Annotated in this window: 6 protein-coding genes; 1 reads left to right on the forward strand and 5 read right to left on the reverse strand. The window is 45.9% G+C overall.

Annotated elements, in window-relative coordinates; genetic code table 11:
* Positions 1–471 precede the first annotated feature (471 nt).
* From hcp to PHF32_08205, 4 genes are read right to left on the reverse strand one after another with little or no spacing between them, the layout of a single operon-like run.
* Positions 472–2,118 (reverse strand): hydroxylamine reductase, encoded by a 1,647-nt coding sequence (hcp, locus tag PHF32_08190; protein MDD4560695.1) that lies wholly within the window; start codon positions 2,116–2,118, stop codon positions 472–474.
* Between the two features lie 29 nt (positions 2,119–2,147).
* Entirely contained in the window at positions 2,148–2,465 is a 318-nt protein-coding gene (locus PHF32_08195) for a cupin domain-containing protein (protein MDD4560696.1), read from the reverse strand.
* 10 nt (positions 2,466–2,475) lie between these two features.
* Positions 2,476–2,766, reverse strand: coding sequence for a hypothetical protein (locus PHF32_08200; GenBank protein MDD4560697.1), 291 nt, complete (start codon positions 2,764–2,766; stop codon positions 2,476–2,478).
* 39 nt (positions 2,767–2,805) lie between these two features.
* Entirely contained in the window at positions 2,806–3,573 is a 768-nt protein-coding gene (locus PHF32_08205; protein ID MDD4560698.1) for a TetR family transcriptional regulator, read from the reverse strand.
* A gap of 250 nt (positions 3,574–3,823) precedes the next feature.
* Between PHF32_08205 and PHF32_08210 the strand changes: the two genes are divergently transcribed.
* Positions 3,824–4,171 (forward strand): hypothetical protein, encoded by a 348-nt coding sequence (locus PHF32_08210; GenBank protein MDD4560699.1) that lies wholly within the window; start codon positions 3,824–3,826, stop codon positions 4,169–4,171.
* On the opposite strand, the gene PHF32_08215 is transcribed toward PHF32_08210, so the two are convergent.
* The gene (locus PHF32_08215; protein MDD4560700.1) at positions 4,168–6,837 is read right to left on the reverse strand and encodes a hypothetical protein; all 2,670 of its coding nucleotides are present in this window, start codon (positions 6,835–6,837) and stop codon (positions 4,168–4,170) included. The two genes, PHF32_08210 and PHF32_08215, sit on opposite strands and share 4 nt — an antisense overlap.
* Between the last annotated feature and the right edge of the window lie 612 nt (positions 6,838–7,449).

Below are 7,449 nucleotides of genomic sequence, written 5' to 3' on the forward strand. Positions count from 1 at the left end.
TTTTTATGTTGAGTCCCAAATGTTTGTGTAAATTCCCAACTCATTGTTTCTCAGGTTATTTGAGGACATTTTATATTCCTCAGTTCTTATACTCTATCTAAGGCCAAGCGACCAACTACATTTTTTTCATCTTCGTATCTCAGTCAAGGTCTTTTTCATAAATAGTCTACCTTGCTGTATCTCTGTCTCTTTGGATTAAAGAGTGCCGCAGTAGATATCATCGGGTTATCATCGAGTGAGCACTGGATGATAACGGCTTTATATCAGCTTCGGCACTGCTTGAAGCAAGGAGGAAGATAGCACGCAGATGACGCAGATCAAACGGATTGACGCAGATTTCTATATAGTATCGCCCTCTGGGCTGAGGTGTCCACCTGTACGTTTTCGCATCGGCGATCGCCGAATCGCCGTCAAATCCGCGAAAAATGAAGGCAGGAGAACATCCTGCCTTCGAGTGAGTTTTAGAATCTATCAACCTGCCATCATGGCTGCGATATCATCATCGGGATTTGTAATTTGTTTCAGGCCAAAGGTATCGATGATCACTTTGGCAACTGCGGGGGACAGGAAACCTGGCAGAGTGGGCCCTATCTGGATATTCTTGAAACCTAGATACAAGAGTGCAAGTAATACTGCCACAGCTTTCTGCTCGTACCAGCCAAGATCAAAGGATAGTGGAAGCTTGTTCACATCATCCAGACCAAAGGCTTCTTTCAGCTTCAGGGCAATTACTGCCAGAGAATAGGAGTCGTTGCACTGTCCAGCATCGAGGATGCGCGGGATGCCGCCGATGTCACCCAGATTGAGCTTGATATAGCGGTACTTTGCGCAACCGGCAGTGAGGATAACAGTATCCTTCGGAAGCTTCTCTGCTACTTCAGTAAAATATTTGCGGCTCGGCATCCGGCCATCGCAACCCGCCATTACCACAAAACGCTTGATTGCACCGGATTTTACCGCTTCGATAACCTTGTCCGCCAAAGACAATACTGTAGCATGGGCAAATCCGCCAACGATCTCGCCGGTTTCGATCTCTTTGGGAGCCTGACATTTTAGCGCAGCTTCAATAACCGGACTGAAGTCCTTTGGCTTGCCGTCTTTCCGATCCGCAATGTGAATTGCTCCGGGATATCCCGTCATACCTGTGGTGAACATTCTGTGCAGATAGGTGTTCTCCTTACGCAAAGGTACAATGCAGTTTGTGGTCATCAGGATAGCTCCGTTGAAGTTTTCAAAATCCTCCAACTGATGCCACCAGGATGAGCCGTAGTTGCCATGAAAATGCTTGTATTTCTTGAAGGCAGGATAGTAGTTTGCCGGCAGCATTTCGCTGTGAGTGTAGATATCCACTCCCTTGCCTTCGGTCTGGATCAACAGTTCTTCGAAGTCTTTCAGGTCGTGTCCGGAGACCAGAATACCGGGTTTTTTGCCGACACCGATATTTACGTGGGTAGGTTCGGGATTGCCATAGGTGCTGGTGTTTGCTTCATCCAGCTTTGCCATTACTTTCACGGCGTTTTCACCGGTCTTCAATACCATTGCTACCAACTGATCGGCACTCAGGCTGTCATCGATGGTGGCGGCAAGACCTTCCATGATAAATTTGTTTACATCATCATCCATAAAACCCAGCATTGCGGCATGATCGCCATAAGCGGAAATGCCTTTCAGACCGTAGGTGATGGTTTCGCGAAGGCTGCGAATATCTTCTTTTTCAGTTCTCAACACACCCACTTTGGCGGCAAATTCGGGATACTGATCCTTTGTGATCTTGAAAGTGGCAGCTTCCGGGCAGCTTCCGCATTTGTCGCCGATGAGGGCGCATAGTTCATCTTTGCGTTTGTCTCTGAGTGCCAAAGCTTTGTCGATAAGAGCAGTGATAACGCTCTCGTCGAAGTTTGCATTGGTGATGGTGGTAAACAGGCCTTGCATCACGAACAAAGCGTCTTCAGGATAGTATCTGCCTTCCTGGACAAGTTTGTGATCCACGTGTGCCAGGCCCCTGAGGCTGTAAATAAGAAGGTCCATCATGTGTGCCAGAGTTTCTGGCTTTCCGCATACGCCTCGCATGGTGCAACCCATGTTGCGGGCGGTTTCTTGGCATTGGTAACAGAACATGCTCATGTTTGTTTCTCCTATGTGTTTTATTATGGTTTTGGCATCTTTACTACGAGGATGCGCATCACACTGTCACCCTCATTGGTTACGGCATGGGGAATATCTTTGGGGCTGTCGATAATGGTGCCCGCAGGGAAGGTATTGGTCTCTTCACCGATAGTAACGGTTGCGTTGCCTACGATTACGTAAAAAGCTACATTAACAGGGGTTTTATGAGCCTTAAGGTGTGCTTTGGGCTCAAATTCGATGTGTACGATCTCTCCTTCAGGTTGGCTGTAAAGTTTTGTACCGACCATACCCGTGGCATTGAGTACGGGAGGGATATTCTTGTAAAACCTGCTTTCCATCTACTTCTCCTTAGATTATCTTTCCATCTACACTGATGATGTTTACCTTTACAAAGTGCATCTTGCCCGCACGCTCCAGAGCTTTCTGCAAGAGTATCTCCGTGCCGCCGCAACCGGGAACTTCCATCCTCACGATGGTAACGCTCCTAATCTCATGCAAAGTAAATATCTGCGCCAGTTTATCGATGTACCTCTCCACATCCTGATCCAGTTTGGGACAAAATGTAATAACAATCTTACCCTTCAGAAAACGGCGGTGGAAATCGCCAAAAGCATAGGGTACACAATCTGCTGAAATCAACAGATCAGCTTTCTTCGTCGATTTTGATAATCTGTCGCTTCATTTCTGTACCTCTATTAGTTTTATTATTGTATTCAAAAGAGATCTCCCTTCTTCCACCAAATCGAAAGCATGTTTACTCATATTCCACTGGCTTACTAACAAACGCATGGAACCTACTACCATCCGGAAAATGTGAAGTGGATTCAATTCGGAGCAAATCAAGCCCATACTTTGCCCTTCACGAATGTATCCCATTACTTCATTACGATGGATGTGCATAATGGAGAGCAATTGCTCCTCAAATGAATGATCGTTCTTAAATAGCTCTTCACTAAACATCACCATGGCCAAATCAGGATCCCGGGTGAAAAGTTTGTAGCGGTCCATTACGAAGTGACTTAGCTTTTCCAGGGGATTCAGGTTTTGGCTATTTATACGATGGATTACAGAGCAGGATATGTCTTCAAAGTAACAGAGGATCATTGTAACTAGCTCTTTCTTGCTGCTGAAATGGCGATACAAAGCAGCGTCGCTAATGCCGATGCTCTTCGCCAGGTTCTTAGTAGTGAGCTTTTCATAGCCCTGCTGTGCAATCACGCGGATGGCAGCCTGTAGTATTTCCATTTGTCTTGAAGTAATATCCATCATATCTTCCTTAGTATTGGCGCACGTAAGTAAGCGCTCACTAACTAATCTAACTGATCCCACTTTTGGAGCAAGTTCTTTTTTCTGATTAAGCGCAATTAGGGTCTGGATGTCCCTGAAATTGCTTGCTATTTGTTTGAAAGCAAAGAACTTGTCGTCTCGGAGAAAAATGTGTGTCATTCACTCTATCCGTTTATTTCGGTTATGCAAGAAATCGTAAAATAGGATGGATAAGGTGAATGCCTCTTGAGAAGATATTTGTAGCTGATATGTGTAAGGATATCAACAGTGCATCGTGTGTAGTATAAAGAAATGCCTTGTCAATAAAAGCATAATAAAAGATTCTGTCTATAGAAAGAATAAAGTGAAGAGAGGATAGAAGATCAAGCACCAACGCAGGTTTTGGAAAATTGCAAAAACGCAATACAGCGTGAGAGACGATAATCCTTTTGTGGCTTATCTGAAGGGGGCTATTCAAATAGCCTTGCTGTGTACTGCTTTTTTTCTCCTTTTAATCCAGTATGGCAGCCAATCAGATTATTCCAAAGCGGGAACTAAGAACGGAAATTATGTTACTTTCGAATCGAGTTATACTGACGAACCGGTGTCTTTGCCCACATCCAAATCTTCCGGAACGTTATCGAACAAAAGAGATATACTCACTCCTCTCTTCGGCTTTATTCCACGTTATGTGGCGATAATGAGCTTCGTGATAGTATTCGTAATTTCCTGCGGTGTTGTCTATATGTATCTGCGGATTTCTGGTCTCTTGCGTTAGTAACCTATTCCTAAGATCAAATCCACAGCAGTTTCGCCTTCTTTTGTTTTACTAAAGCGCACCCCGGCCGTACTGAATCCGGAAAAAGCAGCACCGATCTCCGCAATCAACTCCAGGCCATAGGAGTATTGTTCTGGAACTATGGTCTCGTCCTGGGGCACAGCAAGATCGTAAAAGATTCCCAAATTGATGTCTTCCAGGTAAATCTGCGGATTCCACATACCTTCCCGAATCTTGAGCAAGGGGGTATAAAGGGTATTGCGCAAAGTAGCCCCTTTGTTCGCAGCCATTTCTTTGCTGTATCCGCGTAAAGAGTAAAATACGTCGTCCGAATCTGCGTCTGGATCGTAGGCAAGATTCAGAGTACTGTTCAATTCAGCCGGGGCAAACAACTTCTGCCGGACAGCGAACTGTCCCTGCCAACCGGTACGGTATCTGCTATCCAGGCTTAAATCATCAAATTCCATATACAGAGTATTGCGGATTCCCGCCTGCCCGCTAGCCCAGGAAAAGCTTTGACTGATGAAAGGATATGCCATATAGCTGTCGAACTGATCTCTGGCCTTTAGCCCCAAGCCCGCATTAATGCTGTTGAGCCCGTAATTCTGACGCTGGAATAGCGAGATGGAGTTATTCAGAGTAATGCTGATATCCTCATCGGAGCTGATGATCAGATCCTGATTTAGGGGGCTGAAGACACGGCTGCCAATAGAGAGATCGCCAATTACTGTCTTGCGTTGGGAGTCGTACACAGCCTGAAGTTGCCACATGGGAACATCTCCCACTGCATCCATACCTACCAGAACTGCTCCGATAGACAGGGAGTCCGCGGTTCCTTCGATGATGGGTAAACGCAATACCCGCGGATTGATCATGTGAAAGATGTTTTGGCAGTAATCTCCCTGATAGATGGAGCTGCCATCAAAGAGAGTGCTTTGGCCGCTAAACTTGCCTTTGGCAAAGGGTGGAACAGGTTTTTTTACGACCGGGCGTCGGATTTCCTTGAGGTTTACACTTGCTTGATACACGTCCATCCCCCCGGCATTGGGTGAGAGATAATACATGGTGTCAGAATCCGGAAATACAGGGTTTTTCAGGTAGTCATCGCTATACAGGCTGTATGTCCGCTTACTGTTCAGATCCAGAATGTAGCCTTTCAATTGGTCGTTTAAGGTTTCATTATAATGCAACTGACCGTCTTGAGCGCGTAACAAAATGTGCGCTCCAGGCCCGCTTACAATAAGGATCAGCTTGCCCTGCTCCAGGGCGTATATATCGCTATTGCTCCAATAAGCTTTTGCATTCAGGTAGATCAGGCCGTTCATCAGGGAAATGGAGTGGATCAGCTCTTCGCCATCATACAGGACTCTTTTGCTCCTTGAAGCGGGATCGAAATTGAAGAGGACAGAGCCTCGATACAAGGGCTTGTCTTCCGCGATCAGTAAACTTCCGTCCGCTTGGGGCAAGAATGCCCTCACCCTGCCTTCATAAAGGATTCTGCTGCCATAACCTTCTTTCAACAGAATCTGAGTGATGGCACCATAACCGTCGTTTTCCTTATTGGCAAAGCCCCGCTTATATTCATTGCGGCTATAAAATATCCTATCTCCCAGAATGTGATAAGCTGCTGGGAAATCTGTGGCTTGATTAAGGATGGTTTCTGGCTTTGTATTGGGATTGCCAAGATCAATACGCATGAGTTTGTAGCTGGAGAATGAAGATCCGGGGCCGGTCTTTACCTGATGTCGGTGAGTGTAGTACAGTGCACCCTGGTGATATTTCAGATTGTCTTTTTCCCATCCATCCTTCGTGATCTGCTTGCGCTCGATGTTCTTCACGCGAGCTTTTTCGCTGGCCTGCCAATCGTTCCACAAGTTTTGTAAAGGGACTCCATAAGCATTGTTGAAAGCGGGATCCAAAGCCAAAGCAGGAGTTATCATGTTTGTGTATGCCTCCATTTTGGAGGAGTTATCTTTATACAGGGCGGCGAACTTATCCTCCCCGTAGGTCTCTGCTAGATACCGATGAAAGCTGCCACCAAACACATAATAGTGAGCCAGAGGAGTATCCTTAGAATAATAGGAGGCTTTGGTGCGAGAGGGTAATTTGTCTTCGCGAGCCAAAGCGGAGATCAGAGCGGAGTAGTATGCACTGTTCATCCTGCCGCTATAGTCGGAAAGCTTGGATTCGCCATAGACGGTGATGCCTTCCGTCATCCACATGGGCTGATACATCTGCACATAAAAGAGGTTGCCGAAAATTGTACGCAAGATGGAAGGAAGTCCGGATTCGTGAGTCAGTTGCAGCTGATGGATATATTCATGTGGAGCCACGATCTGAAACCAGTCCTCACCGTAAGAAAGCTCATCATTGGTGGGTGGATACATATAGAGACCAATCAGATTGCCGGTCGGGCTGGCAAAGCCATTAACCAGGTTGCCCATGTCTTCCAGCTTGATTGCAGCACGGGGATAAGTGTTTCCGGTTAGTTGCTCCAAGCGGGGACGGTAGTACTCGATTACCTGCAGTACCTGGAGGGCTTCATCTTCCATCCCGGGGTGGTAATAGACCATGAAGTTGTCGTTTGCCAGGGTCTTCACTTCGCAAAATAGGAAGCTTGAGACAGAATAAAACACAAGAATAAATAACGCTTTAATGATTTTCATATTCTGGATCCCAATTATTTTGCTCAATATAGAATGGTTGATAAATCGGTCAAGAGAATTCCGTGCTCCTTCTTTCACAGCATCAGGTGGATGTATCATCAACTCATCGCCTACCAGTTCGATAGGTATGCTAGTGCTATGTCAAGCTTGGTGTGGTTATCTCTGTATTGCCACTGCAATCGAAGGGAGTTTTGAATCACTCTCCTCTTTCCCTTTGTTCGATGCAGTGATGAAGCTGATATCAAGGCGTTATCATCCTGTGCTCACTCGATGATTACCCGATAATATCAGGTTCAAGTATCGATAACTCAGAGGGGGAATGAAGCTTTTGAATCGTCGGCAGAAGTATCTGCCAAAATGGAGTTTGGCAGCACAGTAGCAAAACGACATTCGTACCCTGACGAGTCACTAGATCCCATATAAAAGAGCCGGGATATCCTACTCTGGGGAAATCCCGGCGAATGTATGAAGGTAGTGTTATCAGTTTATTTTAAGTTTGTATCATATGACCATAGGAGTAAGCTATCAGAAATAAGGAGACTCTTATGGACAAGATTAAGTCAGAGCAAGGATATGGCGTGCAGCGACTGAAATCGAAGGACGCTCGCAGTG

The organism is Candidatus Cloacimonadota bacterium (genome assembly GCA_028706475.1).
In the GTDB taxonomy this organism is placed as follows: Bacteria; Cloacimonadota; Cloacimonadia; order Cloacimonadales; family Cloacimonadaceae; genus UBA5456.

Bases quoted from the DNA above. Each gene is read 5' to 3' on its own strand.
- hcp (MDD4560695.1), bottom strand. From the start codon at position 2,118: ATGTTCTGTTACCAATGCCAAGAAACCGCCCGCAACATGGGTTGCACC.
- PHF32_08195 (MDD4560696.1), bottom strand. From the start codon at position 2,465: ATGGAAAGCAGGTTTTACAAGAATATCCCTCCCGTACTCAATGCCACG.
- PHF32_08205 (MDD4560698.1), bottom strand. From the start codon at position 3,573: ATGACACACATTTTTCTCCGAGACGACAAGTTCTTTGCTTTCAAACAA.
- PHF32_08215 (MDD4560700.1), bottom strand. From the start codon at position 6,837: ATGAAAATCATTAAAGCGTTATTTATTCTTGTGTTTTATTCTGTCTCA.